Consider the following 22301-nt stretch of genomic DNA (forward strand, 5'->3'; position numbering starts at 1 on the left):
CATTCGCAGGCTGAGCGTCCTCACCCGCGGTGGCCGTCAGGCCCGTCCCATCCATGCCGCGAGAAAGCGGTCCCGAAAGGTCCGGCTCAGCACCAGGGCGCTGCCGTCCTTCATCGTCAGCAGGCCGTCCCCATGGCCGTAGGGCTCCAGCCGGTCCACAAAGGCCAGGTTCACGAGGTCGCCACGGTGGACGCGCACGAACTGGGCAGGATCCAGCTGACCCTCCAAGGTTCCCAGGGACTGCCGGAGGGGGCGGGCGCCCTCGGGGCCGTGGGCGAACACCTGTTTCCCCGCCGCGCGCAGGCGGCTCACCTGGTCCAGAGGGAGGACGGTCCATCCCTCCCCATGTCGCACGAGGAGGCGCCGGAGGGGGGATCGCGTGCCCAGATCCGCCGCCAGGGCCCGTTGGCTTGGATCTCCGCCGCCTGCGGTCAGCAGGGCCGCGCAGCGATCCAGGGCGCGGGACAGCCGCCGGCCGTCGAAGGGCTTGAGGAGGTAGTCCACGGCGTGGGCCTCGAAGGCCTGGAGGGCGTACTGGTCAAAGGCCGTGGCGAACAGGGCCAGCGGGGCCGAGGCCCCCAGGGATTGGATCACCTCGAAACCCGTGAGCCCCGGCATCTGGATGTCCAGGCAGAGCAGATCGGGATGGTGGGTGGCCACCAGGGCCAAGGCCTGGACACCATCCCTGGCCTCGGCCACGAGGGCGAACCGGGGATCCGCCGCGAGAAGGCGGCGGAACTTGGCCCGGGCCGGGGCCTCGTCATCCGCCAGGACGACGCGCCAACTCACCGGCCCGCCTCGAGGGGGAAGCTCAGCAGGACGGTGGCCCCGCCCCCCGGACGGGGGGCCACGGCCAGGTGAGCCTGGTTGCCATGCAGGAGACGCAGGGCCTCCCGCAGACCGCGGAGGCCGTGCCCATTCCCGGAGAAGGCCTGCTCGGGCGCCTGGAAACCTTCGCCGTCATCGGACACGGAGAGCTCGAGCCGGCCCTGGTCCTCCCGCGCCCGGACGATCACGGAGAGGGGCTCCCGCCGGCCCTGGTTGTGCTTTACGGCGTTCTCGACCAGGCGTTGAAGGGTGAAGCGGGGCACCTGGGCCTGGGGCGGCGCGGGGGAGAGGTCCACATCCACTTTCAGGCGGTCCTGGAACCGGGCGAGCAGGAGGGCATCGTAACGCTGGAGGTGGTCGCCCTCCTCCGCCAGGGTCCAGGTGGGACCGCGCCGCTCAAGGCCCGCCCGGAGGAGCTGCCCCAGGTCGGTGAGGAGGGCGTCGGTCCGGCCCAGGTCCTCGTACATCACCGAGCTGACGGTGTTCAGGGCGTTGAAGAGGAAGTGGGGATCCAGCTGCCCCGTGAGCTGGCGGAGCTGGGCATCGTGAAGCTCCGCTTCGAGGCGGGCTTGCCGGACCTGCTCTTCCTGCCGTTCCCGCCACACCCGGAGGGTCTGGTAGCCGAGGGCGAGTAGGCCGTAGGCCAGGACATCCTTCATGGCCTCCATGGCGAGGTGGGTGGGCCAGTCCCCGTAGTGGTAGGGTCCCCATCCGAGCCGGGGGTAGAGGGCGAACCGGGGCGCCAGCATCAGGGCGTTTTTCAGGGTGGTGTAGATGGCCCAGCCGGTGAGGTGGAGCCCCAGGAAGCGCCTCCGGTTCCCGCCGGGGCGGGGGGCGTTCAACACCACGGAAACCGGGATCCAGAGGACCGCCCAGGTGGCCAGCGCCCCCGTCAGTTCCCAGAGCAGGGGCCGGGTCCAGGGGTCTGGATTCCCGCTTGCCCGCATCTCCAGCGCCACCGTGCTTCCGAGCCAGAACCCCAGGGCCAGGAAGCCGGCGAGCAGGCCCAGCACCGGGCGGAGCTTCAGGCGGGGCCACCGCCAGGGGGTCGCGGGAGAGGAGGACATGGGTGGCACGAGTATGGCCTAGACTTCGGAGGGTTGGGGAAGGGCCGACCCTGCCGGTGCCGCTCTGTGCACGGGGCCCATCCCGAAGAGGGGCCGGAGCCAGGGCACCCGCGAGAGCCCCTCGCAGAGCGCCCAGGTGGCGAGGAAGGAGAGGAGGGTCACCCACCCCAGGCGCGCCCAGGGGTTCATGGCCGGGCGCATGAGCGGATAGCCGACGGCCAGGATCACCGTCTGGTGCAGGATGTAGAACGGGTAGGCCAGGCTCTGGGCGTGCCGGAGCCGGGGTCCCTCCTGACGGATCCCCCGCCGCGCGAACCCGAGGATGGCGAGCAGGGTCGTCCAGCTGAACAGCCAGACGGCCACATGCTCCAGAGGGAAGGGGAACTCGCCGTCCGGAAGCAGGATGGCCAGCAGCAGGAGGCCCAGCCCGAGGAAGGTCCACCGGAGGGTCACCAGGCGCGCCCACACGGCGGAGCAGCGTGCCAGCAGATGCCCGGTCAGGAAGAGGTAGCCGTAGAACAGGAATCCCTTGGGATCGTGGAGCAGATCGTTCGTCTCGGGCCGGTGGCGCAGAAAAATCCGGATGGCCAGAATGGGGACGACGAGCCAGAGCAGGTTCCAGTTCCTGGCGAGGAAGGCCTCGGTTCGCCGGAGGAAGGCCCTCCCGGAGGGGCGGTCCAGCCAGGCGAAGATCGGAAGGGCGAGCAGGCAGTACACGAAGAGGTAGGCCACGAACCAGAGGTGGTGCCAGCTCAGGCTGCCCTTCGGGTAGGGGACGAGCTGGAAGACGCTGGTCCAGAAGCCCCAGTAGCTTCCCGAAATGCGGCCCCGATCCAGGTACTCCAGGTAGATCTGGGGGGGCACCACGACGAGCATGCCGAACAACAAGGGCAGCAGCAGCCGCTTCATCCGGTCCCAGGCGAAGCCCGGCAGGCCGCGCCGCTCGATGGCATAGGCGGCGACGGCGCCCGCGATGAGCATGAGCAGGGGCATCCGGAGGATGTGCAGGATGTCCATCGGCTGGTTGAGGACCGGCAGGAGCTGGGGGGCCTTCAGATGCCAGGGATCGTCGGCATTGAAGAAGCGGCCGCAGTGGTAGAGGTGCAGCAGCAGGATGGCGGCCACTCGCAGGAAGTCCAGGTCCGCCCGGCGTTCAATGATCATGGGGTCCTCCAGGGGCCATCCTGGCGTTCCGGAAGCTCCCAGGGCAGGCCCCCCGGGCGCAGGCCGGATTTCCCAGGGCACGAGTCGGACTTCCCCGCTGGCGGACTCCTAAAGCGGGAGGGGATCAGGCACACTGGTAGTCAGCCAGGCCTCCAGAACCGGTTTCCCCGGGGGGCGGCCGGGATCCAGAGGGCCCATGCACCACGAACGCATCGCGATCATCGACTACGGCAGCCAGTACACGCGGCTCATCACGCGGCGGCTGCGGGAGCTGGGGGCTTTCGGGCTGGTCTACAGCAGCGGGGCCACGGCGGCGGAGATCGCGGGGCCGGACCTCAAGGGCGTGATCCTCTCGGGGGGTCCCAACTCGGTGCTGGAGCCCGGGGCGCCGGACCTGGATCCAGCCATCCTCGGCCTCGGTGTCCCCATCCTCGGCATCTGCTACGGCCAGCAGCTCCTGGCCCGCAACCTCGGCGGGCAGCTGCACCGCTCCGCCAGTCGGGAATACGGCAAGGCGGAGATCCAGGCCATGCCCGAGCAGTCCATGCTCTTCGAGGGTCTGCCCCACGCCCAGCAGGTGTGGATGAGCCACGGCGACCATGTGGAGGTGGCCCCGGCGGGCTTCGCGGTCACCGCGAAGACCCCCAGCGTGCCCGTGGCGGCCATGGAGGATCCGAAGCGCGGCATCTACTGCCTCCAGTTCCACCCGGAGGTCACCCACAGCACCCAGGGCACGCCCCTGCTGCTGAACTTCCTCAAGCACTGCGGCATGGCCCTGGACTGGAACGCCGGCAACTTCATCGAGGAGAAGGTGAAGGTCATCCGGGAGCAGGTGGGGCAGGGCACGGTGGTGCTGGGCCTCAGCGGCGGCGTGGACTCCAGCGTGGCGGCGCTGCTGCTGCACAAGGCCATCGGCAAGCAGCTCACGTGCGTGTTCGTGGACCACGGCCTCATGCGCAAGGACGAGATGAAGCAGGTGCAGGCCTACTTCGCGCCCTTCGAGCTCAATGTGATCTGGGTGGACGCCTCAGACGAGTTCCTGGGGGCCCTGGCGGGCGTCACCGACCCCGAGCAGAAGCGGAAGATCATCGGCGGGAAGTTCATCGAGGTCTTCGAGCGTGAGGCGGGCAAGGTGAAGGCCGATTTCCTGGGCCAGGGCACCACCTATCCGGATGTCATCGAGTCGAGTGGCATTGGCGGCGCCATCCTGGTGAAGTCCCACCACAACGTGGGCGGGCTGCCGGAGCGCATGAAGCTCAAGCTGGTGGAGCCTCTCCGCGAGCTGTTCAAGGACGAGGTGCGCGCCACGGGCCTGGCGCTGGGCCTCCCCGAAGAAATGAACCAGCGGCACCCCTTCCCAGGGCCGGGCCTGGCCGTGCGCCTGCCGGGCGCCATCACCCGGGAGCGGGCCACCATCCTCCAGAACGCCGATGCCATCTTCATGCAGGAACTGAAGGACAGCGGCTGGTACCGCAAGACCAGCCAGGCCTTCGCCGTGCTGCTGCCCGTGCAGACCGTGGGCATCATGGGCGATGAGCGCACCTTCGAGTGGATGTGCGCCCTGCGGGCGGTCACCAGCGAGGACTTCATGACCGCCGACTGGGCGAGGCTCCCCCACGAGCTGCTGGAGAAGATCGCCCAGCGCATCGTCCGTGAGGTGAAGGGCATCAACCGCGTGGTCTACGACATCACCTCGAAGCCGCCCGCCACGATCGAGTACGAATAGTGGCCAAGCGACAGGAACCCGTCCGCAAGTCGGTGAAGGATGTGCTGGAGGATCTGCTGGCGGGGCACCGCGAGGCGGCCTTCAGCGGGCCGGAATCCGCCCTGAAGTACCTGCGCCGCACCTTCGAGGGGCAGGCCAGCCTGCCCAATGCCGTGAAGGGCGTCGCCTACGACCTGATGGCAGATGCCCAGGCCCAGTGTGGGGCGTGGGAGGACTGTGCCGCCTCCGTGGCTTCAACACTCGGGTATCTGGGGGACCTGGAAGCCGCCTTCCCCCACGAATACCGCCGAATGCTGGCGGGTCTGACCTGCTTCGAGCGGGGCATCCAGGCCCACAGCGAGCTGGGGGACTTCCATGCGGCGCTGGCCCTCTGCGAGCAGGCCGTCGCCCTGGACCTGGGGGCGCACTACATGGCCAAGCGCGATTCCCTCGAGTGGGCCCGGTAGATCGGGAACGCGTCACTCGGGTTCCCTGGAGGAGGCTTCATGGATTATTCTGCCCATGTGATGATCTGCTGAGACAATCGTCGAATACACATGCGGTTGAATATCGATCCGGGAACGGTCCATGGGCGAAGATATCCAGGTGGTGCCTCAGCAGGTCAGCATCCTGATCGTGGATGACCTGCCCATCATCCGTCTGTCGCTCGAGCGCATCCTCACCAAGGCCGGCTACCGCTGCCGTACCGCGGAGGATGTGCCGGGGGCCCTCAGGGCCCTGGAGGGGGAGGCCTCGGATCTGGTGCTCAGCGACATCCAGATGCCGGGCGCTTCGGGGCTGGATCTGGTGAAGGCCCTCAAGCCCCGGATTCCGGATGTCTCCGTGGTGATGGTCAGCTCCACGGAGGCGGCGGAGACCGCCATCGAGTGCCTGCAGCAGGGAGCCTTCGGCTACGTGCTGAAGCCCTTCCAGCCAAGGGAGATCCTGGTGCAGGTGAACGCCGCCTTGCGGCGGCGCATGCTGGAGATCGCCTTCCGGGATCGCGAGGCCCAGCTGGCCCGGAAGGTCCGGGAACAGACCGAGCAGATCCGGGCGTCACGGGAGGAGGTCGCGCTCCGGCTCATTTCCGCCAGCGAGCACCGGGACCACGAGACAGGCACCCACGTCCGGCGCATCGGCCTCTACGCCGCCGAGATGGGGCGGCTGCTGGGGTGGGACGAGGATGCCATCGAGACCATCCGGGCCGCCGCGCCCATGCATGACATCGGGAAGGTCGGTGTGCCGGACGCCATCCTCCAGAAGCCCGGCGCCCTCACGGATGAGGAGTGGGTCACCATGAAGCGGCACACCTCCATGGGCGCCACCATCCTCAAGGGGTCGAAGGTCCCTTTCATCCAGATGGGGGCCCGCATCGCCTTCGGCCATCACGAGAAGTGGGATGGCACGGGCTATCCGAGGGGCCTCAAGGGTGAGGCCATCCCCATCGAGGCCCGCATCACCACCCTGGTGGACGTCTTCGACGCGGCCAGCAGCCGGCGCCACTACAAGGACGCCTGGCCCGAAGACCAGGTGGTGGCCCTGCTCCAGAGAGGCAGGGGCGTCCACTTCGACCCCCGGCTGGTGGACCTCTTCCTGGCGAACCTGGGGTGCTTCGCGGAGATCCTCGTCGCGAACCCCGATGAGGATCGCGACGAGGATCCCGGGATCTAGATCTCCTGGGGCGGGGCTTCCACCGGGGTCCGCCCCTTGGTGATGGTGAACTCGCCCAGCATCATGGGGACCGCAGCCTTCAGCATGAGGGTGAAGGCCAGGAAGCCGATGGCGAAGATGCCCGCGGCCACGGCGATCTCCGTGAAGGAGGGACGGTAGACGTAGATGTCCCCCAGCACGTCGGGCGTGAGGCCCGGGATGATGAGGCCCATGCCCTTCTCGATGTAGACGCTGGCGTAGATCAGCACGCACCCGATGTTGAGCGTCACCCAGTTCGTGCGGGTGCGGGGCACCAGGAAGAGGATGAAGGCCACCAGGCCGCAGAGGATGGAGGCCCAGGCGTAGGGCACCAGCGTGGTGTGGCCCTTGAGGCCGAACAGCAGGTACTGGAAGTACACCATGTGCTCCGTGCCCGAGTACAGCTCCTTGAAGGCCTCGGCGGCGGTGAGGAAGAGGTTGAAGCCCATGGTGTAGGCCATCAGCTCGGCCACCTTGAAGATGGCCTCGTCCTTGATGGTGAGCTTGGTGGTCTTCCGCAGCACCTGGAGCAGGATGAGCAGGATGGCGGGACCCGAGCAGAAGGCCGAGGCGAGGAACCGCGGGGCGAGGATGGCGGAGTTCCAGAAGGGCCGCGCCGCCAGGCCGTTGTAGAGGTAGGCCGTGACGGTATGGATGCTCACCGCCATGGGGATGGAGAGCAGCACCAGGGGCAGCACCAGCTTCTTCACGTAGTGCCGCTCGGTGTAGGCGCAGAAGAGCAGATAGGTGACCACGAACCAGTTCAGCAGCAGGTAGAGGTTCAGCACGATCACATCCCAGGCCAGCATGGACTGGGGCCAGTTCAGGCGCCCCACCAGCGGGATGATGTGCCAGAACCGGTCGGGCCGGCCGATGTCCACCATGACGAAGCCCAGGCACATGATGAGGGCGCTGATGGCCAGCATCTCGCCCAGGATGGTGATCTCCTTGATGGGTTCCCAGTCGTAGATGTAGGCGGGGATGACCAGCATGATGGCGGCGGCGGCCACGCCCACCAGGAAGGTGAAGTTGCCGATGTAGAAGCCCCAGGAGACCTGGTCGCGCATCTTCGTGACGATGAGGCCGTCCTTGAGCTGGCCGATGTAGGCGCCGGCGCCGATGGCGATGAGGAGCAGAAGGAAGCCCACCCAGGCGTAGTAGAGGCGGCCGCCCTTGGTGATGAGGCGGAGGGTGCCGGAGAGGAATCCCGAGAAGTTTCTCAGCGTGAACATGGCCTCACACCCCGTAGAAGTAGAAGAAGTTGGGTTGGGTGTTCAGGTCTTCCTTGAACTTGAAGACGCGCTTGTTCTCGAGGATGTAGCGGATCTCGCTGTCCTTGTCGAGCAGGTTCCCGAACTTGCGGGAGCCCGTGGGGCAGATCTCCACGCAGGCGGGGTACTGGCCGTTGCGGGTGCGCTGGATGCAGAAGGTGCACTTCTCCACGACGCCCTTGGGCCGGGGCCGGTTGCCGAGGTAGTGCGTCTTCGGATTGACCTCGTCCGCAGGCAGGTGGGGCTCGCCCCAGTTGAAGTGGCGGGCGCCGTAGGGGCAGGCGGCCATGCAATAGCGGCAGCCGATGCACCAGTTGTAGTCCACCACCACGATGCCGTCCTTGTCCCGCCAGGTGGCGCCCACGGGGCAGACCTTCGTGCAGGGCGGCTTCTTGCACTGCTGGCACTGGACCGGCATGTAGAAGTGGCCCTCCTGGGGCACCTCCTCGGGGTTGTAGTAGGCGTCGGCATGCTGGACGTTGACGCCTTCCTCCTTGTCCATCTGGAGGACGCGGATCCACTGGATCTCGGGGTCTCGCGACTGGTTGTTCTCCTTCACGCAGGCATGCACGCACCGGCGGCAGCCGATGCAGCGGCTGAGATCCAGGGCGTAGCCGAAGATGACTCCGGGGATGGCGGGCGTGTTGGCGACCTTCACCTCTCGGCCGTACTTCGCCTGGTATTCCTTCTCCAGCCGGGCGATGACATCGAGCACCTCCTGCTTGGAGAGCTCGCGGAAGTTGTGCTGGAGGAACTCCTCTTTGCTGAGGGTGCCGCAGCCCGTGAGGGCGGTGGCCATGGCGGCCGTGGCCGCGCCGAGGAATTCCCGGCGGGTGCCGCCGATGGTGGCGGGGGGCTCACAGCCCCCGATGGGGCACTCGGGCTTGTGGTCCGTCATCGGGCACCCCCTTTCCGGGTCTGGATTTGTTCGGGCGGCGTCGGGGCCGGCATGGGTTTCAGCGCCTGGAATCTTGGTGTGTGCGGGTTGTGGCAGTTGACGCAGAGCAGGTACTGCTTGGGTCCGTTCCAGCTGCCGGTGCGCTTGCCGTGGACGCCCACGCGCCAGTCGCGCAGCTTGTCCCCATGGCACTGTCCGCAGAGCTGGTAAGAGGCGGTGAAGGGGACTTTCTCGCCGCTGGCCAGGTGGAGGCTGTCCCGGTTGTTGGCGTCGTGGCAGTCCAGGCACCAGCGGCTCGCCGGCCCGTGATGCAGGGCGATGTCCGTGTGCATGTCGGTGAGTTCGCGGCGCTTGAGGTTGGGCTTCATGCTCTTGCCGTCATGGCAGGAGGTGCAGGGGAAGATGCCCTCACTGAAGGGGGGCGAGGGCACCTGGAGGCCCTCCGGGGCCGCGGGTCCCTCCACCTTGGTTCCAGAGAGCGGCTTGGCGGCGGGCGGATCCGCGAAGACCGCCGGTCCCAGGAGGATCAGCAGGCCTGCCGCCAGCGTGGACAGAGTCGGGAGGCGCATGAGGGGGTCCTTTCGTGGAGCGGGGCCGCGGGGCGGCGGTGGAATCGGAGCGGGGGTCGCGGGCCGGAGGAGCTTCGTCATGGGGCATCCTCGCTGTCTTCGTCCACGTCCTGGGCCGCGGGATTCCTCAGGAGGCGCGGCGCGAGGATGAGCGTCGTCCCGAAGCCCATGAAGGCCAGGAAGAGGGTCAGGGGCCGCCCCACGGCCATGTCCTCGAACAGGAACTTGAGGGTGGTGACCGCCAGGAGCGGGTAGACCATCCACCGCAACTCCAGCACGGGCACGCGGCGGCCCAGCCAGGCCAGGGCGATGGCGAGGGCAGACAGCACCAGGGTGCGGGCCAGCGCAAGGCCGCCGGGTTCGGGCGTGCGGCCGCCACAGCAGGCCCAGATGGCCACGGCGCCGAGGCCCGCGGCGGCGAGGGCCCCCAGCACGAGGATGGCCGGTCGCATGGGGATGGTGACGGGATCCGGCGGCCGCCGGAGCAGGAAATACGCCAGGGTGGCGAACAGCGCGAGCAGGCTGGCCAGCCCCGCCGAAGTCGCCGGCGCGGTGGGCCCCACGGAATCCATGAACACATGGAGGGCCCAGGAACCCAGGCCGGAGGCCAGGGCGGAGGTGACGAGGTAGAGGCCACTCTGCAGGACAAGGACTTTCCGGCGCAGGCGCAGCGCCGCGACCATGGCGGCCAGGCCCAGGACCCCGCTGAGGGTGGCGAAGACGGGCAGCGGCAGGACGAAGGGGCCGCCCAGCAGGAGGAAGACCAGGGCCAGGAAAGTGAAGAAGTTGAAGTTCGCCCGGGTCTCATCCTGGTCGTCCGCGAAGGGGAGGGCGGCGGCGTAGCAGCCCACCCCGGCCAGGGAGATCCCCGCGCCCAGGAGGGCCGTGCCCGAACCGGAGGCCAGGGCGACGCGCACGGCGCCCCCGAAACCCACCAGGAGGACCAGGGCGGTCTGGATGATCTCGAAGGCGTTCACCACCCGGCGCCGCTGGAGCATCCTGACGGCGAAGCTGCCGATGTAGACCGCTGCGAGGGCCAGGGCCAGGAAGAGGGCGCGGTTCAGGGACAGCCCGCGGTAGAGGTCCCCGGGGCCTCCCGGCCAGGCGGCCAGGACGGTGAGGATCAGGATGCCGGCATCCGCCGCCAGAGCCGTGGGCCAGCGGAGCCCGTGCCAGCGCCGCCCGTAGGTGAGCCACAGGGCCCCGGCGCCCAGGGCGAGGAAGGCCGCCGCGAAGGGTTCGATGGACCGGCGGGCCATCATCACGAGGAAGCCGGAGCCCAGGGCCGCCAGGGTGGCGGTCCAGAGGGTGGCGTGGAGGTCCCGGCGCCAGGCCACGGCGGCGTGGAGGACCGCGACGGCCACCAGGAGGAGGGCGGCCAGTCCCGGCGCCAGGATGCCGAAGCGGGTGGAGGCCTCCACGAGCAGCGGGTAGGCGATGAGGATGGATGCGAGGGTGGGGAAGGCGGCATCCAGCGGGCGCCGAGCGCGGTGCCCCAAGATCGCCCAGGTGGCGGCGTAGGCGAGCCCGAGCGCGACCCCCACTCCGCGGGGCACCGTGCCGGCATCCACCAGGGCCCGGATGAGGTAGGCCCCGCCGAGGATGAGGCAGACCCGTCCGACGAGCCCTAGGATGCGCGTCGGGCTCGGAAGGGCGGCGTCGAGCAGGGGGGCCTCCTCCAGCAAGGGGCCGGGTGCGGGCGTGGGAGCGGGCGTGAGGGCGGACGCCGGCGGCCGGGCTGCCTCCAGGGTCCCGACCCGGGCCTCCAGGTCCCGGACCACCTCTGCCAGGGCGGCGAGGCGGGACTCCAGTCCCGCCGGCGGAGCTTCGCCGGGCGCGGCCTTCAGGGGTGGGACCTGGGCGGTGGACATCGACCTTCCTCCGGGGAGGTGGGACCGAATCTGGATAAGGGTTGTTTGGATCTCATGCTCACCCGGACCGCGGGTGCGTCAAGCCGGATGAAATCATTCCAAATGACGCATAAAGAAAACAATGAATGGTGTTATCACATAATCACGGCGGGTTGATGGCGCCATCACAGGAGGTCGTGGGAAGAAACAGATCGCGGCAGGTGTCGGGACCTTCCAGGCCACTGGGAGAGCATGTGCCCGCCATCACAGGAGAGCCGGGCCTCCGTTAACCTGGGGACGGAGTTCCCATGACCCCCGTCCGATCCGGCTTCCTCCTTGCCTGGCTACTCCTCTCCGGCCCTGGGCTCGCAGCCCAGGGCACGACGGTGGTTCTGCTCAGGCATGCCGAGCGCCAGTCGCTCTTCGACGGGGATTCGCCCCTGGCCGAAGCCGGCCGGCGCCGGGCGGAGGCCCTGGTGCCCCTGCTGGCGGGCTACCATCCCGCGGCGCTCTACACCTCGGATCTGAAGCGCACGCAGCAGACCATGGCCCCCACGGCAATCAAGCTCGGCCTGGTCCCCATCGTGCGGCCGAAGGCTGGCAGCGAGGCCCTGGCGGCGGAGATCCTCCGGGAGCAGCGCGGGCGCACCGTCGTTGTGTGCTGGCATCACGACCTGATGAAGAAAGTCGCGCGGGCGCTGGGCGTGAGGGGGCCTGTGCCCTACTGGTCGCTGGATACCTACGACCGGATCTGGATCGTGACCGTCCCCGCTCAGGGTGAGGCCCGATTGGTGGTGAAGGTGCAGGAGCTAGCGCCAGCTCTCGTCGCGGCGTCCTGAGGCAGCCAACACCTCTTCCGCGGCGCGGAGGCCATGATCCTGGGCCTCCTCAAAGAGGGCCAGGCCGCTGAGTTCCGTGTGGGCGAAGTGGATGCGGCCGAAGGGCCTGGAGAGCGCGAGGAAGGCGGGATCCCACAGGAGGCCCGGCGCCGGGCGGACCATGGCATGGCCCCAGCGCATCACGTCGAGCCGCGCCACCAGGCCTTCCAGATCCGGGTGGGCGGGGCGCAGGTCCTCCATCACCAGACGCGCGCAGGCGGGCCAGTCCAGGGTGCGCAAGCGCACCCGTTCGGCGTCGCAGTCGGGGCCCGCGAAAGGCCGGTACCAGGTCCAGACCGAGGGGCCGTGGTCGCGCAGGCTCTGGTGGGTGGCGGCCACGTAGCCCAGGGCCTCGCTGTCCCGCAGCACATTGTCCCAGGCCAGAGGGAAGGTGGATTCCTTGGGGCGCGCCCGCAACGTGAGGTTCGCCACCAGCCAGGGGGCGTTGCGGATGCGGGCCGCGGCAGGTCGCGCTCCGGCCAGGCCCTCAACGACATGTTTCGCCACATGCTGCGGGCCCGCGAAGATCACATGCTTCGCCTTCCATCCCACTCGCCTCTGGTTCAGGTTGTCCCAGGCCGTGACGAGGAGGCCATCCTTCTCCTCGCGGATGGCGGTGGCCATCACGCCACAGTGCAGGCGGTCGCCGCAGGCCCGGCGCAGATGGTTGACGAGGAAGCCGTTGCCCTCAGGCCAGGTGAGCAGGGGCCGCGAGTCCTCGCCGGGCCCCTGCTTGCGGGCCGCGAAGTAGAAGAGGCCCGCCCAGGCACTGGTGGTGTCCAGCCGGGAGCCGTAGTCATCCCGGCAGGCGTAGTCCAGGAGCCAGCGCAGGCGGGGTGAGGAGAAGCCGCGCTGATCCAGCCAGGCGGCGAAGGATTGGCCATCCAGGGCCACGGCCTCCGGCGCGTCCGAGCAGCGGGAGCGGGGGATGCTGAAGGCCGGGCGGCCCTTCGCATCGCGGAACATGGCCCAGCGGTCCACCTCGTGGAAGAAGGCGTGGTACTGGCGCTCGTCCTCGGCGCTGGCGCCGGCCCGCAGGTAGAGGCCCTCCCACCACTGGCCAAAGGCGAAGAGGCGCTCCTCCGGCGCCCGGACCGTGGCCTCTTCCGCGAAGACGGGATCGCCCTTGGCGTCGAAGCCCTCCAGCACGCCGCATTCCTTCAGCAGCCGGAGCACCGCGTGGTTGCCGCGGTCCGGAACGGGCAGGTAGTGGGCGGCCCAGGGGAAGGCGCTCACGTGGTTGCGGTCCGAGCGGGAGGTGCCGCCGGGCTCCCGCTCGAGCTCCAGCACCTGGAAGTCGTCCAGCCCGCCGCCCGCCAGCCGCCAGGCGGCGCTGAGCCCCGCCACGCCGCCGCCCACCACCAGTGTGGAAACCGGCGCGAAGCGCTCCGGCTCGGGGAAGTCGCCGCCGCGCAGCCAATGGCCCAGGGGCAGGTCCGGGCCCACCAGCTCGCCCGGGAAAGGGAACTCGGGCTTGCGGCGACAGGCCAGCGGAACCGCGGAAAGGGCGCCGGCGGCGAGGAAGTCGCGGCGCTTCATGGCCGTGGGCTCACGACCACCGCCGCCACTCCCGGGCGTACAGGTGGACGAGCACCTGGTTGTCCAGGCGGTTCACTTCGGTGGGCACGCGGTCCATGTCCTTGGGGAAGGCGAACATGGCGGCGGTGGCCTCGTCGGACAGGTGCCGCAGGCCGGGCAGCACGTGGGTGGGGATTTCGAAATCACGCTTTGAGGCCAGGGCGAAGCCCCAGACGCCGAAGGAGGGCACGGCCAGATGATAGGGATGCACCTTCAGGCCCGCGGCCTCCATGGTGGTGGCGATGCACCAGAAGGATTCCCGGGCCATCAGCGGAGAGGTGCTCTGCACGGCGATCATGGCGTCGTCGGCGAGGCGGCGCTGGAGCAGCCGGTAGAACCGCGAGGTGTAGAGCTTCCCCAGGGCATAGGTGTTGGGGTCGGGGAAGTCCACGAAGGCGAGATCGAAGGGCGCGCCCACCGGCTCCTGGAGCCAGATCATGGCGTCAGCATTGACCACCTTCACGCGGGGATCGTCCAGGGAGGCGCCGTTGAGCTGGCGCACCATGGGCTGCCGCCGCGCCATGTCGGTCATGGCGGGGTCCAGGTCCACCAGCACGACCTCCTGCACCGCGGGGTGCTTCAGCACCTCCCGCACCGCCAGGCCATCGCCGCCGCCGCAGATGAGCACGCGCCTGGCATCGGGCCTCAGGGCGAAGGCCGGATGCACCAGGGCCTCGTGGTAGCGGTACTCGTCCGCGGAGGAGAACTGCAGGTTGCCGTTGAGGAAGAGCTGGAAGCTGCCCCGGCCGCGGGTGAGGACGATCCGCTGGTAGGCGCTGTCCTTGGCGTAGACGATCTCGTCGGCGAAGATCTCCTCCTCCAGGGCCAAGGTGAACTTCCCGGCGAACCCCAGCCCCACGGCCAGCAGGGCCATGACCGCGAGGCAGCGCAGGCGGATCAGCCGGGTGGGGCCCAGCTGGGAGGCCAGCAGGTAGGTGGACCACAGGCCCACGGCGGCGTTCAGCAGGCCGAAGAGGAGGCTCGTCCGCACCAGGCCCAGCTTGGGCATGAGGAGCAGCGGGAAGAGCAGGGAGGCGAAGAGGGCGCCCACGTAGTCGAGGGTGAGCACGCCGGCGATCAGGTCCTTGAAGCGCACCTGGTCCTTGAGGATGCGCATGAGGATGGGGATCTCCAGCCCCACCAGGGTGCCTACCGCCATCACCACGCCGTAGAGCACGACCCGGAAGGCGTGGGTGTGGGCGAAGGCCTGGAAGAGGATGGGGGCCGAGAAGCCGCCCACCAGGGCCACCGCCAGCTCCAGGTCCACGAAGCGCCGCGCCAGGCCCCGCTGGAGGAACTTCGAGAGGTACGAGCCCAGCCCCATGGCGCTGAGGTAGACCCCGATCACCGTGGAGAACTGCGTGACCGAGTCCCCCAGCAGGTAGCTCGACAGGGTTCCGGCCACCAGCTCGTAGATCAGCCCGCAGCTGGCGATGAGCAGTACGCTGATGAACAGCAGCGGCGCCTTGAGGGTCGATGGCGGCGCCTCAGGGCCGGGCTCACCCATGGATCGCGGCGGCGATGATGAGGCTGATGCCCAGGATGAGGCTGCCGAGGACGATGCCGAGGGCGATGTTCTGGTCGTCCTCCATCTCCTTGCGGAGGGAGAAGGGCAGGATCTTCACGAGCACCAGCCAGACCACGCCGAGGATGACGAGGCCGAGAAGGGAGAAGACGGCGGCGACGAGGAGCTGGTGGAGCAGCTGGTTCGTGATCATCACTTGCCTCCGTGAAAGCCGTTGTTGTGCAGGAAGGTGCGGTAGGCGCCGGGGGTCTGGCGCACACTGGGCGGCAGGTCGGCGCGGCGCCGGTTCCCGAAGAACTCGCGGCCGAGGAAACCGTTGGCCACCATGAGGCTGAACCCGCCGCCGAGGAAGAGCAGATAGAGGATGCGCATCAGTCGTCACTCCCGGAGGCGCCCACGTTCGGCGCGTACATGCTCTCCTGCCAGCGTCGGCTTTCGAACGCCGCCATGCGGAACACCATGAGCAGGGGCACCACGAGGATGGCCAGGAGGGCCAGGCCCGGATACAGCCAGCGCATGACGCCCTGGCGCAGGCGCACGTCGATGACCCGGACGGGCGGCACCTTCCCGTCCCACTGGGGGGCGAGGCGCAGCACATAGCTGCCCGCCGGCACGGCGCTGAGGAACACGGTCTGGGCCTGGTCGCCCTCGGACCAGGACTCGCCGCCATCCACGCCGTGGTACCAGCTCGATTCCACGAGGAAGAGCTCCGCCACGCCGGTGGTCTCGCTCACCAGGGCCCCTTCCAGGCCCACCCAGCTGTTGTTCACGGGGGCGCTGAGGGTGACGGCCAGGTTCCGGTGGGCATCCCTGATCTCGATGGGATCGGAGAAGAACACGGGTTCCTGGGCTTCTGCAGGGGCCGGCGCGGTCGAGCCCACCGGGGCCGGCGGCCTCCGGGCCGGAATGCCCTGCCGGGCGGCGCCCGGGGCGTCGGCCTGGATCCGGGCCAGGTCGTACAGGTTCAGCTGCCGGTGGAACAGCTCGGTGTTGCGGTGGGTGATGGACTCCACCATCACGAGCAGCAGCAGGAGGCCCAGGGCTCCCACGAGCCAGAGGGCGGATTTCGCCAGTGCCGCCTTGTGGGGATTGGGCTGGAAGGAGGCGATGCCGGTGGGCTCGGGCGGCACGCCTTCGAGCCTGAAGGCGGCCCAGACCTCCCGGGGCTCCAGGTAGGTGGAGAGGCTCCAGTTCACCTCACCGCCCCCGCCCTTGTGCGCCTGGCGCTCGCGGGTGAGGCTGCGGGGCGGCGCCACGAACTCGGCCACCTCCACCCGCTCGCCCTGCTCCACGGTCCAGTAGAACTCGCCCCAGACGCCCTCTACGACGGCCTCCACATCCTGGAAGCGCCGCCAGTTGTGACCCTGGGTCCAGAGGTTCTTCTGCCCGTCGCGGACCTGGGGGACCTCGCCCGGCGCCACGGCCACGGCCAGGCTCCAGTGGCCGTCGCTCTGCACCAGCCACTGGAAGCCGTGGTGGCTGTCCAGCAGCAGGTACTCGTTCCACGGGTAGTCGGTGCCCTCGACGTGGCAGCTCCGCCGCAGCTGGCCGATGCAGATGACGGACTCGCCGCGCAGGGTGCCTTCCGCGCCCAGGGGGATCACCACATCCTGGTGCGGCTGCTTCAGGCTCTTGAGGAAGGCCAGCTTGCCGCCCTCGGCCGCCAGCAGGCTGCCGCAGCTGGGGCAGCCCACGCGCAGCGTCTGGTCCGGGGCGCGGAGGGCCAGGGCGCCGCCGCACTTGGGGCAGTTGAGACTCTGGGTGCCCACCTTGGGCGGTTTGCGGGTTCCGCCCTGGATGCCGAGCTCGGCCAGGGCGATCTCGCGGCCCAGGAAGAAGAGGGGCGGATCCTCGCCGTAGTCGAGGGTGGCGAAGGCGCCATTGCGGCCCGACAGGTCCGCGTAGCGGTAGCTGGCGCCGGGCTCCACGGCCCATGGGATCTCGCCCTCGGCGCTGTGGAAGGAGGCCTCGCTGACTTCCCCCACGGTCCAGAGGCCGTCGGGCCCCAGGTCCGCAAGCCCGCCGACCTGCAGGTCCGCCGGGGTGGGCAGCACGCCGTGGGGCGTCTGGGTGAAGGTCAGGTAGAAGCGGCCCTGCGCCTCCGCCAGCCAGCCCCAGCGGCCGTCGTCCAGGGCCAGGTACCACTCGTCCCAGATGCCACCCAGGGGATGCTTGAGCTGCACCCGGCCGGCGAGTGTGAAGGACCGTCCCGTGTAGCGTCCCGTGGCGCCCAGGCCCAGGGGTGAGCCCGTCTCCACCAGGTCGGCGACCTTGCCGATGAGCTCGGGATCCCGGTCGCGCCGGGCCGCCAGGGCCTTGCAGTACGAACAGACGGCCACCATGGTCCCGGGCCGGAAGCTCAGGGAGGCACCGCAGCTGGGGCAGGAGGCGAGGGGGCTCATGGGATCCCGGTGATTATGCAGGCCGGTCAGAGGGAGGGGAAGATGCGGGCCAGCCCATCCCGGAAGGTTTCTTCCGGAGTGAGGAGGCTCAGCACCAGGTGGCCGTCGCCGGGGAGGTCGAAGAAGGACCCGGGATGCACCAGGACGCCACTCTGTTCGAGCAGGCGCAGGGCGCAGGCCTCGTCCCCATCCACGGCGGGCCGGCGGAGCAGGACGGACCAGCCGCCCTCCACAGGCAGCCTGGACAGGTGGGGATGGGCGGTCAGCGCCGCGTCCAGGCTGGCGAGGTTGGCCCGCAGGCGGGCCAGCACCTGGCCGCGGATGCCGGGCGCGAGGGCCAACAGCGCCGGGGCTGCGGCCTGCGCGGGGGCGGACACGGACAGGTACTGGTCCGCCAGGAAGGCCAGGGCGTCCAGGCATTCCGCCGCGCCGGGCCCGCGGGCGGCGATCCAGCCGAGCTTGAGCTGGGGCAGGGCCGCCACCTTGCTGAGGCCCGAGAGCAGGAAGACCGGACAGGGCGGGTCCGGGTCCAGGAGGGCCGTGGCCAGGCGGTCGGCGGGCGGCTCCAGGGCATAGTCCGCAAAGACCTCGTCCACCAGGAGGGCCAGACCGAGCCTGCCGCAGAGTGCCGTGAGGGCGGACCATTCCGCCCTGGACAGGAAGTGGCCGGTGGGATTGTTGGGGTTCACCACCACGACGGCCCGGGTCCGGGGGCCCGCCGCCGCTTCGAGGGCGCCGAGATCCAGGTGCCAGCGATCGTGGAAGTACGAGGGGACCGGGCGGGCCTGGAGGCCCTCCAGCCGCGCCAGCCAGTCGAACAGCGGATAGCTGGGGCTGGGCACCAGCACCTCGTCGCCGGGATCGCCCAGCAGCTTGAAGAGCAGGCCGTAGCCCTCGCTGGTGGAGGCCGTGAGCAGCAGCTCTCCGGCCCGCAGGCCGTGGCCGTGGTGCGTCGCGATGGCCTCGCGGGCGATCCGCGATCCCTGCGGGTCGGGATCGTAGCCCAGCACCGCGGGGACCGACAGGGCCGCGCGGATGTCCGCCTCGGGGTAGGCGAATCCGCAGCGGGTGGGGTTGGAACCCGTCAGGTCGAGGACCGGCCGGCCCTCCGAGCGCAGCCGCGCCAGCAGAGCCGACAGGGCGTTCAGCTCGAAGCCGGGCGGAAGACGGGAGGAGAGGCGCATTCGACCAGGGTAGACGAATTGCCTGGGGCGCCTGTTCCCGGGGTGGATAATCGACCCATCCATCAGGAGGCTCCCATGGCGAAGACCCCGAAGGTCGCGGTGCTGCTGGCCGGTTGCGGCCATCTGGACGGGGCGGAGGTACGCGAGGCCGTACTCACCATGCTGGCCCTGGACCAGCATGGCGCCGCCTTCCAGTGCATCGCCCCCAACGCCGACCAGCACCATGTGATCAACCACGTCACGGGCCAGCCGGTGCCGGGCGCCCGGCGCAACATCCTGGAGGAGTCCAGCCGCATCGCGCGGGTGGGCCAGTGCCTGGACCTGGCGGAGGCGAAGGCTGCGGACTTCGATGCCTTGGTGATGCCCGGCGGGTACGGCGTGGCCAAGAATCACTGCACCTTTGCCTTCAAGGGCGCCGAGGGCGAGGTTCGGCCTGACGTGGCGGCTTTCGTGAGGGCCTTCTTCGACGCGAAGAAGCCGGTGGGTGCCATCTGCATTGCCCCGGCCCTGGTGGCCCTGGCCCTGGCGGGCAAGGCTTCCGCGGACCTCACCCTGGGCAACGACGCCGGCTGCGCCGCCGCCGTGAACAAGCTGGGCCAGCACCACAAGGACACGCCCAGCGCGAGGGAGATCGTCATCGACGAAGCCTGCAAGCTCGTCACCACGCCCGCCTACATGTTCGACGACGCGCGGCTGAGCGATGTGTTCGTGGGCATCGAGCGGTGCGTGGCGGAAGTGCTGAAGAGGGTCTAGCCTTCACTCTCTCTTCGCGGATGCACCATCCGCCGCAGGGCCGGCGTCAGGATCCGGCTGGCGGCGAGGATGCGGGCGTCTTCGTCCATGGCCTTGATCCAGGGCGCCGCATGGCCCAGGGCGAGGCCTGAGTCTGGCAGGGCCAGGCTGCGGTCCAGGGCGCGCAGCACCTGGTCCGCCACCGGCCCCGTGTCGCGCCAGCGGGAGGCGGCCAGGGCCTCGACCTGGGGGGGGCGCAGGGGCGGCTGGATGAGGGCCACCAGGGCTTCCATGCCCAGCTTCGGATTCTGGAGGAAGGCGGCCAGCACGCCGAGGTCCGGCGCCCGCCACACCAGGGCCCACAGCGGCCGGGGCGCGTGCAGGGCCAAGCTGCGGCGCTCCCCCGTGGTCATGACCGCCCAGAGCCGCTGGAGCTTTTCCGTGGCCTGCTGGCGCGCCTGGGGATGGGCCTCCGCATCCACCGCCACCGCCGCCAGGGCGCGCCAGGGCAGGCGGACCATGAGCGCGGAGCGCAGATGGGCCGGGGCCTTTGGGTGCTGGGCGATCCAGCGCAGCAGGAGGGGGCGCTTCCGCAGCTCCGGCAGCTCCGCCGCGGCTTCCAGCCACCCCCGGGGCGGCTCCGGATGCCGCAGCAGCCGGCAGAACCGCGGCCACGGCATCTCAGGTGGCAGGGCCCAGGGGGCGGGGGAAGTGCGGGGCATGGGGGAAGTCTAAGGGAATTGAGTCTGGAGTCCGGACTGAGGACTGAAGACTGAAGACTGAAGACTGAGGACTGCAGGCTGATTTGCGCCACACTGTCCCCATGGCTCCCGAGTTCACCATCCTGGGTCGTGGCCGCGCCGGCCGCGCGCTGGCGGCGGCCTGGGGGCCGCGGGTGGCGCTGCTGGACCACGACGCCCGGCCCGGGGGGCTGGTGCTTCTCGCGGTGCCGGATCGCGCAGTGGCCGAGCTGGCCGCGGCCTTCCCGGGCCGCTGCGTGCACCTGGCCGGCAGCCTGCACCTGCCGGGGATTCCCTGCGCCCACCCTCTCACCAGCTTCGATGGCGAGCCCCGGGACTGGACCGGCACGCCCGTGGCCGTCACCGGAGCCGTGCCGGACCTCCTGCGCCGGGCCTTCGGCGATCTGGGCTTTGCAGCCTTCGATCTGCCCGGGGAGCTGAAGCCGCTCTACCACGCGGCGGCGGTCCTCAGCTCGGGTCACGCGGCTTCGCTGTGGCTGGGGGCCGAGGCCCTGCTGCGCGCCCACGGTGTGGCGCTGCCGGGTCGGGGTCTGCTGCCGCTGGCGGAAGCCACCCTGCACAATGTGGCGGCCCTCGGGGCCGCCGGGCGCACGGGGCCCTTCGTCCGCGGCGACGAGGCCACCATCGCCCGGGACGCGGAGGCCCTGCCGGATCCCTGGCGCGAGATCTTCCTGAAGCTGGGGCGAAGCCTCGGCTGAATCCGCCACCTCCCACGGAGTGCCATGTCCCTGCTGCTCATCGTCTCGATCCTCTGGGCCCTGTCCTTCGGCCTCACGGCCCAGGTGAGCGGCCTGGGGGCCCCCTTCGTGACCGCGGCACGGACCCTCCTGGCGGCCCTGGTGTTCCTGCCCTTCCTGGATGTGAAGGGGCTGTCCCGGGGCCAGGTGCTGGCCTTCGCGGGCATCGGGGCGCTGCAGTTCGGCCTCATGTACCTGCTCTACATCGCCTCCTTTCGCTGGCTGCAGTCCTCCGAGGTGGCGCTGTTCACGATCTTCACGCCCCTGTTCGTGACGCTCACGGCGGATCTCCTGCGGGGGCGGTTCTCCTGGCTGTTCCTGCTCACGGCGGCCCTGGCGGTGCTGGGGACGGGCATCTGCGTCTGGTCCGGGCTGGGCCGGAAGGGGATCCTGGCGGGCTTCCTGCTGATGCAGGGGGCGAACCTGTGTTTCGCCCTGGGCCAGGTGCTCTACCGGCGCTTGGCCCCGGCCTCGGGCAAACGGGACCGCGACCTCATGGGCCTCCTGTACCTGGGCGCCTCTGCGGTGGCCGTGGCCATGGCGGCGCCCACCATCCCCTGGGCCAAGGTGGCCGCCATGGATAGTCGGCAGGTGGCCGTGCTCGTCTACCTGGGCGTGGTGGCCTCGGGGCTGGGATTCTTCCTCTTCAACGCCGGGGCGCGCCGGACGGACATCGGCACCCTGGCCGTCTTCAACAACATGAAGATCCCCCTGGCCATCCTGGCCTCGGGCCTGGTGTTCCGCGAAGCCGTCGACTGGCCGAGGCTGGCCGCTGGCGGGGCGGTCATCGCCTGCGCCCTGGGGCTGAACGGCCTCTCCGGAGCCCGCCCATGACCCCCTTCACACCGCCGCTGGCACTCCGGGCCGAGACCCCCGCCGCCTGGGCCGAGGCGGCCCTGGCGGATCCCGAGGCCCTGCTGTCAGACCATGCCCACTGCGAGAAGAAGGCGGCCCTCACGGCCATGAATCTGGCCCGGCACCTGGGCGACCAGGCCCACGCCTCCGGCCTGCTGAGCCGGCTGGCGGACGAGGAGCTGGACCACTACCGGCGGGTGCTGGAGGGAATCCAGGACTTTGGCTGGACCCTGCAGCCCGACCGGGGGAACCCCTACGCGCACGAACTCCACCGGCTGGCCTCGAAGGGCCTGCTGGACCAGCTCCTCATCGCCGCGATCATCGAGGCCCGCAGCTGCGAGCGGCTCTGGCTGCTGGAGCAGGCCACGGCCGGCCATCCGACCCTGGGGGCCGCTCCCTGGCTGGCCTTCCTGCTGGAGCTGGAGCGTTGCGAGGCCGGCCATGCCCACGCCTACCGGAGCCTGGCGGAGGAGCGGTTCGGCCGCGCGGTCGTCCAGCAGCGGTTGGACTGGTGGCTGGACCGGGAGGCGGAGACCATCCAGACACAGCCCTGGCGATCTGCGGTCCATTAGGTCTCTTGACCAGAGGTAAGCCCAACCGTGGCATCC

The 22301-nt window shown here is 69.8% G+C and carries 22 protein-coding genes; 8 read left to right on the forward strand and 14 right to left on the reverse strand.

Annotated features, from left to right (window positions below):
- Positions 1-36 precede the first annotated feature (36 nt).
- The 3 genes from QSJ30_RS03565 to QSJ30_RS03575 are packed head-to-tail and all read right to left on the reverse strand — an operon-like array spanning position 37 to position 3059.
- Positions 37-789, reverse strand: a complete 753-nt coding sequence (locus QSJ30_RS03565; protein WP_285606426.1) for a LytR/AlgR family response regulator transcription factor — start codon at positions 787-789, stop codon at positions 37-39.
- Positions 786-1895, reverse strand: coding sequence for a sensor histidine kinase (locus QSJ30_RS03570; RefSeq protein ID WP_285606428.1), 1110 nt, complete (start codon positions 1893-1895; stop codon positions 786-788). Before QSJ30_RS03570 ends, QSJ30_RS03565 begins: the two co-directional genes overlap by 4 nt.
- 18 nt (positions 1896-1913) lie before the next feature.
- Entirely contained in the window at positions 1914-3059 is a 1146-nt protein-coding gene (locus tag QSJ30_RS03575) for an acyltransferase family protein (protein WP_285606430.1), read from the reverse strand.
- A gap of 196 nt (positions 3060-3255) precedes the next feature.
- Here QSJ30_RS03575 and guaA point away from each other — a divergent pair, with 196 nt between their 5' ends.
- The 3 genes from guaA to QSJ30_RS03590 all read left to right on the forward strand — a co-directional run bounded on the left by guaA (position 3256) and on the right by QSJ30_RS03590 (position 6435).
- On the forward strand, positions 3256-4785 hold the full coding sequence (guaA, locus tag QSJ30_RS03580; protein ID WP_285606432.1) for a glutamine-hydrolyzing GMP synthase: 1530 nt from the start codon (positions 3256-3258) through the stop codon (positions 4783-4785).
- Entirely contained in the window at positions 4785-5231 is a 447-nt protein-coding gene (locus QSJ30_RS03585) for a hypothetical protein (RefSeq protein ID WP_285606434.1), read from the forward strand. The genes guaA and QSJ30_RS03585 overlap by 1 nt, the downstream gene beginning before the upstream one ends.
- A 121-nt stretch (positions 5232-5352) precedes the next feature.
- Positions 5353-6435 (forward strand): HD domain-containing phosphohydrolase, encoded by a 1083-nt coding sequence (locus tag QSJ30_RS03590; protein WP_285606436.1) that lies wholly within the window; start codon positions 5353-5355, stop codon positions 6433-6435.
- Here QSJ30_RS03590 and dsrP read toward each other — a convergent pair.
- The 4 genes from dsrP to QSJ30_RS03610 all read right to left on the reverse strand — a co-directional run bounded on the left by dsrP (position 6432) and on the right by QSJ30_RS03610 (position 11062).
- Complete coding sequence (gene dsrP, locus QSJ30_RS03595; RefSeq protein ID WP_285606438.1) at positions 6432-7685, reverse strand: sulfate reduction electron transfer complex DsrMKJOP subunit DsrP; 1254 nt, start codon at positions 7683-7685, stop codon at positions 6432-6434. The genes QSJ30_RS03590 and dsrP overlap by 4 nt on opposite strands.
- A 4-nt stretch (positions 7686-7689) precedes the next feature.
- Positions 7690-8622, reverse strand: a complete 933-nt coding sequence (locus QSJ30_RS03600) for a 4Fe-4S dicluster domain-containing protein (RefSeq protein ID WP_285606440.1) — start codon at positions 8620-8622, stop codon at positions 7690-7692.
- Positions 8619-9191, reverse strand: a complete 573-nt coding sequence (locus QSJ30_RS03605; protein WP_285606442.1) for a cytochrome c3 family protein — start codon at positions 9189-9191, stop codon at positions 8619-8621. The genes QSJ30_RS03600 and QSJ30_RS03605 overlap by 4 nt, the downstream gene beginning before the upstream one ends.
- A 77-nt stretch (positions 9192-9268) precedes the next feature.
- Positions 9269-11062 (reverse strand): hypothetical protein, encoded by a 1794-nt coding sequence (locus tag QSJ30_RS03610; protein WP_285606443.1) that lies wholly within the window; start codon positions 11060-11062, stop codon positions 9269-9271.
- 287 nt (positions 11063-11349) lie between these two features.
- On the opposite strand from QSJ30_RS03610, the gene QSJ30_RS03615 reads away from it, so the two are divergent.
- The gene (locus tag QSJ30_RS03615) at positions 11350-11880 is read left to right on the forward strand and encodes a histidine phosphatase family protein (RefSeq protein WP_285606445.1); all 531 of its coding nucleotides are present in this window, start codon (positions 11350-11352) and stop codon (positions 11878-11880) included.
- Here QSJ30_RS03615 and QSJ30_RS03620 read toward each other — a convergent pair.
- The 6 genes from QSJ30_RS03620 to QSJ30_RS03645 are packed head-to-tail and all read right to left on the reverse strand — an operon-like array spanning position 11851 to position 18608.
- On the reverse strand, positions 11851-13458 hold the full coding sequence (locus QSJ30_RS03620) for a flavin monoamine oxidase family protein (RefSeq protein ID WP_285606447.1): 1608 nt from the start codon (positions 13456-13458) through the stop codon (positions 11851-11853). The two genes, QSJ30_RS03615 and QSJ30_RS03620, sit on opposite strands and share 30 nt — an antisense overlap.
- A gap of 10 nt (positions 13459-13468) precedes the next feature.
- Complete coding sequence (locus QSJ30_RS03625; protein ID WP_285606449.1) at positions 13469-15004, reverse strand: polyamine aminopropyltransferase; 1536 nt, start codon at positions 15002-15004, stop codon at positions 13469-13471.
- Positions 14997-15215: a DUF350 domain-containing protein gene (locus tag QSJ30_RS03630; protein ID WP_285606451.1), complete on the reverse strand. Its 219-nt coding sequence runs from the start codon at positions 15213-15215 to the stop codon at positions 14997-14999. The genes QSJ30_RS03625 and QSJ30_RS03630 overlap by 8 nt, the downstream gene beginning before the upstream one ends.
- A complete protein-coding gene (locus QSJ30_RS03635; protein WP_243300654.1) occupies positions 15215-15394 on the reverse strand; it encodes a hypothetical protein in 180 nt (59 codons plus the stop codon). The genes QSJ30_RS03630 and QSJ30_RS03635 overlap by 1 nt, the downstream gene beginning before the upstream one ends.
- Positions 15394-17424 (reverse strand): DUF4178 domain-containing protein, encoded by a 2031-nt coding sequence (locus QSJ30_RS03640; RefSeq protein WP_285606455.1) that lies wholly within the window; start codon positions 17422-17424, stop codon positions 15394-15396. The genes QSJ30_RS03635 and QSJ30_RS03640 overlap by 1 nt, the downstream gene beginning before the upstream one ends.
- 26 nt (positions 17425-17450) lie before the next feature.
- Entirely contained in the window at positions 17451-18608 is a 1158-nt protein-coding gene (locus QSJ30_RS03645; protein WP_285606457.1) for a pyridoxal phosphate-dependent aminotransferase, read from the reverse strand.
- 75 nt (positions 18609-18683) lie between these two features.
- On the opposite strand from QSJ30_RS03645, the gene elbB reads away from it, so the two are divergent.
- Entirely contained in the window at positions 18684-19361 is a 678-nt protein-coding gene (gene elbB, locus QSJ30_RS03650) for an isoprenoid biosynthesis glyoxalase ElbB (protein ID WP_285606460.1), read from the forward strand.
- Here the strand turns inward: elbB and QSJ30_RS03655 are convergent.
- Positions 19358-20062, reverse strand: coding sequence for a hypothetical protein (locus QSJ30_RS03655; RefSeq protein WP_285606461.1), 705 nt, complete (start codon positions 20060-20062; stop codon positions 19358-19360). The two genes, elbB and QSJ30_RS03655, sit on opposite strands and share 4 nt — an antisense overlap.
- 83 nt (positions 20063-20145) lie before the next feature.
- On the opposite strand from QSJ30_RS03655, the gene QSJ30_RS03660 reads away from it, so the two are divergent.
- From QSJ30_RS03660 to miaE, 3 genes are read left to right on the forward strand one after another with little or no spacing between them, the layout of a single operon-like run.
- A complete protein-coding gene (locus QSJ30_RS03660) occupies positions 20146-20799 on the forward strand; it encodes a DUF2520 domain-containing protein (protein ID WP_285606463.1) in 654 nt (217 codons plus the stop codon).
- A gap of 24 nt (positions 20800-20823) precedes the next feature.
- The gene (locus QSJ30_RS03665) at positions 20824-21672 is read left to right on the forward strand and encodes an EamA family transporter (RefSeq protein ID WP_285606465.1); all 849 of its coding nucleotides are present in this window, start codon (positions 20824-20826) and stop codon (positions 21670-21672) included.
- The gene (gene miaE, locus QSJ30_RS03670) at positions 21669-22265 is read left to right on the forward strand and encodes a tRNA isopentenyl-2-thiomethyl-A-37 hydroxylase MiaE (protein ID WP_285606468.1); all 597 of its coding nucleotides are present in this window, start codon (positions 21669-21671) and stop codon (positions 22263-22265) included. The genes QSJ30_RS03665 and miaE overlap by 4 nt, the downstream gene beginning before the upstream one ends.
- Positions 22266-22301: the final 36 nt, after the last annotated feature.

Source organism: Geothrix edaphica, assembly GCF_030268045.1.
GTDB classification, from domain to species: Bacteria; Acidobacteriota; Holophagae; order Holophagales; family Holophagaceae; genus Geothrix; species Geothrix edaphica.

Excerpts from the sequence above, each read along its gene's own strand:
- QSJ30_RS03610 (WP_285606443.1), bottom strand. The coding sequence starts at position 11,062 with ATGTCCACCGCCCAGGTCCCACCCCTGAAGGCCGCGCCCGGCGAAGCT.
- QSJ30_RS03600 (WP_285606440.1), bottom strand. The coding sequence starts at position 8,622 with ATGACGGACCACAAGCCCGAGTGCCCCATCGGGGGCTGTGAGCCCCCC.
- QSJ30_RS03615 (WP_285606445.1), top strand. The coding sequence starts at position 11,350 with ATGACCCCCGTCCGATCCGGCTTCCTCCTTGCCTGGCTACTCCTCTCC.
- QSJ30_RS03590 (WP_285606436.1), top strand. The coding sequence starts at position 5,353 with ATGGGCGAAGATATCCAGGTGGTGCCTCAGCAGGTCAGCATCCTGATC.
- QSJ30_RS03630 (WP_285606451.1), bottom strand. The coding sequence starts at position 15,215 with ATGATCACGAACCAGCTGCTCCACCAGCTCCTCGTCGCCGCCGTCTTC.
- QSJ30_RS03640 (WP_285606455.1), bottom strand. The coding sequence starts at position 17,424 with ATGAGCCCCCTCGCCTCCTGCCCCAGCTGCGGTGCCTCCCTGAGCTTC.
- guaA (WP_285606432.1), top strand. The coding sequence starts at position 3,256 with ATGCACCACGAACGCATCGCGATCATCGACTACGGCAGCCAGTACACG.
- QSJ30_RS03605 (WP_285606442.1), bottom strand. The coding sequence starts at position 9,191 with ATGCGCCTCCCGACTCTGTCCACGCTGGCGGCAGGCCTGCTGATCCTC.
- miaE (WP_285606468.1), top strand. The coding sequence starts at position 21,669 with ATGACCCCCTTCACACCGCCGCTGGCACTCCGGGCCGAGACCCCCGCC.
- QSJ30_RS03655 (WP_285606461.1), bottom strand. The coding sequence starts at position 20,062 with ATGCCCCGCACTTCCCCCGCCCCCTGGGCCCTGCCACCTGAGATGCCG.
- dsrP (WP_285606438.1), bottom strand. The coding sequence starts at position 7,685 with ATGTTCACGCTGAGAAACTTCTCGGGATTCCTCTCCGGCACCCTCCGC.
- QSJ30_RS03575 (WP_285606430.1), bottom strand. The coding sequence starts at position 3,059 with ATGATCATTGAACGCCGGGCGGACCTGGACTTCCTGCGAGTGGCCGCC.
- elbB (WP_285606460.1), top strand. The coding sequence starts at position 18,684 with ATGGCGAAGACCCCGAAGGTCGCGGTGCTGCTGGCCGGTTGCGGCCAT.
- QSJ30_RS03620 (WP_285606447.1), bottom strand. The coding sequence starts at position 13,458 with ATGAAGCGCCGCGACTTCCTCGCCGCCGGCGCCCTTTCCGCGGTTCCG.
- QSJ30_RS03570 (WP_285606428.1), bottom strand. The coding sequence starts at position 1,895 with ATGTCCTCCTCTCCCGCGACCCCCTGGCGGTGGCCCCGCCTGAAGCTC.
- QSJ30_RS03665 (WP_285606465.1), top strand. The coding sequence starts at position 20,824 with ATGTCCCTGCTGCTCATCGTCTCGATCCTCTGGGCCCTGTCCTTCGGC.
- QSJ30_RS03635 (WP_243300654.1), bottom strand. The coding sequence starts at position 15,394 with ATGCGCATCCTCTATCTGCTCTTCCTCGGCGGCGGGTTCAGCCTCATG.
- QSJ30_RS03625 (WP_285606449.1), bottom strand. The coding sequence starts at position 15,004 with ATGGGTGAGCCCGGCCCTGAGGCGCCGCCATCGACCCTCAAGGCGCCG.
- QSJ30_RS03645 (WP_285606457.1), bottom strand. The coding sequence starts at position 18,608 with ATGCGCCTCTCCTCCCGTCTTCCGCCCGGCTTCGAGCTGAACGCCCTG.